Origin of the sequence: Sphingomonas elodea ATCC 31461, assembly GCF_000226955.1 — a bacterium.
Classification (GTDB): domain Bacteria; phylum Pseudomonadota; class Alphaproteobacteria; order Sphingomonadales; family Sphingomonadaceae; genus Sphingomonas; species Sphingomonas elodea.
Genome location: NZ_AGFU01000076.1, coordinates 1 through 3,152 on the forward strand (window position 1 = coordinate 1; position 3,152 = coordinate 3,152).

Annotated in this window: 3 protein-coding genes; 1 reads left to right on the forward strand and 2 read right to left on the reverse strand. The window is 70.8% G+C overall.

From position 1 onward, the window contains the following. Positions 1 to 207: 207 nt before the first annotated feature. On the forward strand, positions 208 to 1,764 hold the full coding sequence (locus tag KK7_RS0117620; RefSeq protein WP_010545967.1) for a sensor histidine kinase: 1,557 nt from the start codon (positions 208 to 210) through the stop codon (positions 1,762 to 1,764). A 9-nt stretch (positions 1,765 to 1,773) separates the two neighbouring features. Here KK7_RS0117620 and KK7_RS0117625 read toward each other — a convergent pair whose 3' ends face one another. Together KK7_RS0117625 and KK7_RS0117630 are read right to left on the reverse strand one after the other, a co-directional pair. Beyond that, on the reverse strand, positions 1,774 to 2,136 hold the full coding sequence (locus KK7_RS0117625) for a response regulator transcription factor (protein WP_010545968.1): 363 nt from the start codon (positions 2,134 to 2,136) through the stop codon (positions 1,774 to 1,776). Positions 2,137 to 2,235: 99 nt separating this feature from the next. Further along, on the reverse strand, positions 2,236 to 2,880 hold the full coding sequence (locus tag KK7_RS0117630; RefSeq protein WP_010545969.1) for a response regulator transcription factor: 645 nt from the start codon (positions 2,878 to 2,880) through the stop codon (positions 2,236 to 2,238). Positions 2,881 to 3,152: the final 272 nt, after the last annotated feature.

Sequence of the window (3,152 nt, forward strand, 5' to 3'; positions counted from 1 at the left end):
TCAGGGGAGGGGTTGGGGTGGGGCAGTGTCTCACCGAGACCAACGGACGCTCTGGAATCCCTCCACCCTCAACCCCTCCGCCGGGGAGGAGGGGCTAAGAAGGGCGCACCGTCGCGCAGAACCGCCCCCCAACACCCCCCAAATGGGGGGTAGCCTGCGGCTCGCCTTGGGCTGGTGACTGCACAGCCCCAACGGCATCCTCCCCCCATGTCGACGATCGTGGATCAGGCCGCCGAGCACGCCCTTGCCGTGCAACGCGATGCCGCGCTGGACGGCACTCGCCTGCGCCCGCTCGCGGCGGGGCTGCTCGCGCTCGGCATCTTCTGGGTCGACAGCTTCACCAGCTTCCACAGCGCGATCGCGACGCTGTACGTCCTCGTCCTGCTGCTCGCCGCCACGCGGCTGAGCCGGCAGGCGCTGACCGGCTGGTCGCTGGCCTGCGCCACCCTCACCCTCGCCAGCTTCGCCATCGCGCACGCCCGCGATCCCAGCCTCGAGGCGGCGCTACGCCTGCTCGTGAGCCTCGCCGCCAACGCTGTCACCACCGCGCTCCTCCTCCACCGCGCCGCGCTCGACGCGCGCATGGCCCGCGAGGAACGGCGCTATGCGACGATGACCGACACGCTGGCGATCGCGATCTGGGAGCACGACTTTCGCCCCGTCGCCGAGGCCGTGGCCGGGCTCCGCACCGCCGGCATCACCGATCTCGCCGCCTATCTGCGCGCGCATCCGGAGTTCGTCGCCGAGATCCGCCAGCGGGTGCGCATCACCGACGCCAACCGGACCGCGCTCGACCTGATGGGCGTGCCGAACAAGGCCGCCTTCTTCCGCAGGCTGGGCGACTTCCTGCCGGACACCGACACCAGCTTCGCCGACTGCATTCTCGCCATCGACGAGCGGCGGCCGATGTTCCAGGCCGAAACCCAGGTGCTGGCAGCCGACGGGACCCCGATCGACGTGATCGTCGCGTTCAGCCTCTCCCCCGGCGCCTGCCTCGCCCGCGTGCCCGGCAGCATCCTCGACATCCGCCAGCGCAAGCGGCTGGAAACGACCGTTGAGCGCACCCGGATCGAGCTGGAGCGCGTGCAGCGCACCGCCGCGATCGGTGCGATGTCCGCCTCGATCGCGCACGAGATCAACCAGCCGATCTCCGCCGTGCAGAGCTATGCAGATGCGGCGGTGCGCTGGCTCGTCCGCCCCCAGCCCGACCTTGCCGAGGTGCGCCTCGCGCTGTCCGGGCTAAACCAGGCGGTGGCGAACGTGCATGAAGTGATTCAGCGGGTGCGCTCGCTGGTCGGCGGCGGGCAGGCGAAGCTGGTGCCGGTAGGCCTCGGCACGCTGGTCCGCGAAACGGTGGCGATCGCCGCCCGCGATCTCGACGCGCACGGCGCCCGGCTGCTCTTCTTCCCCGGGGGCGAACCGCAGGTGCGCGGGGACGCGATCCTGCTCCAGCGCCTGCTGCTCAACCTGATCACCAACGCGCTGCAATCGATGGAGGCGGCGGGCATTGCCGACAAGCGGATCGAGCTGCACCTGCATCTGGCCAAGGACCGCGTGCGGCTGTTGCTGCGCGATCACGGCCCCGGGCTCGATCCCGGCATGGCCCGGCCGTTTGAGACCTTCGCTACCACCAAGCCCGGCGGCATGGGGCTGGGGCTGTCGATCTGCCGCTCGATCGTCGAGCTGCACGAGGGCAGAATCGGCCTGAGCAACCACCCCGATGGCGGAGCACTGGCGACGATCGAGTTGCCGCTGGCGGCGTGACTTCCGGGTTCATCCGCCGATCGCACGCGCCAGCGTGCTGCTCAGCAAGCCCGGATCCACCGGCTTGTCGAGCAGCCCGGCCAGGTCGAGCGCCGTCGCCCGGGCCCGGAGGTCGTCGGTGGGATAGGCGGTCATCAGGATCACCGGTACCGCGGATCCCCGGGCCCGCAGTGCCGCGCGCAGGTCCAGCCCCGATCGGCCCGGCATCTGCAGGTCGGTAAGCACGCAGTCGGGCGCGGCGTCGTCCGCGGTCAGAAAGGCGTCGGCGGAAGGGTAGAGCGCAGTGCGATAACCGAGCGAGCGGATCAGGCTCGCCGCGGCGTCGCGCACCAGCGCATCGTCGTCGATCACGGCAATCAGGCACTCGCGCACGCTTGCTGCTCCCGGGGCGGGACCGGGCTATCCGGTTCCCGTGCCCACGCTAGGGAGGGGCGCCACCGCTGTAAGCTATACGCCTGTTTATGCGGGAAACTACGCGGCCGCCTCGGCAGGGGCGAGCGCCTCGGCGGCGCGTACCAGATCGGGAACGGTGCGCAGGCCCATCTTGCGCATCAGGCTGGCGCGGTGAAGCTTCACCGTAATTTCGGCGATGCCCAGATCGCCGGCGATCTGCTTGTTGAGCAGTCCGCGCACCACCCCGTCCATCACCTGCCGCTCGCGCGCGGTGAGCGTCGCGAACCGTTCGCGCAGCGCCGCACCGGCGCGCTGCGCATGGCGGCGCTCGGCGGCGCGGGCGATCCCGGCATTGACTGCATCGAGCATGTCCTGATCTCGAAACGGCTTGGTGAGGAAGTCGACCGCCCCACCCTTCATCGCCTTGACCGACATGGGGATATCGCCGTGCCCGGTCAGGAAGATCACCGGCAGGTCGATGCCCCGCTCGGCCAGCCGCTCACGGCATTCGAAGCCGCCGATATGCGGCATGCGCACATCGACCACCAGGCAGCACGGCGTCTCCGGCAGGGCGGCATCGAGCAGTTCCTGCGCCGAGCCATAGTTGCGCACCGCGAAATCGACCGACCGGAACAGCGAATCGAGCGAGCCGCGCACCAGCGGATCGTCGTCGACGACCAGAACGACGGGCTGCGCATCGCGCACCGGAGCGGGGCTGGGCATGGCGGAAGTCCTTTCCCGCGCAGAGTGCGGGATGCCTCCCCTGCCGCCAAGCCCGGATGGGGGGCCTTCCCCCTCCCCCATATGGGCGAGGGCCGACGACTACCCCAAGTGCGATTCCGGATCGGCGCCCCCCCGGCTACTCCTCGTTGCCGACCCGCGCCTCCAGCTTGGCGCGCAGCAGGGGCGAGGCGTTGTGCAGTTCCGGCGGCCGGGGCGGCGGAGGCGGAGGCGCGACATGCTGCGGAGGCGGGGGCGGGGGCGGCGGCGGCGGC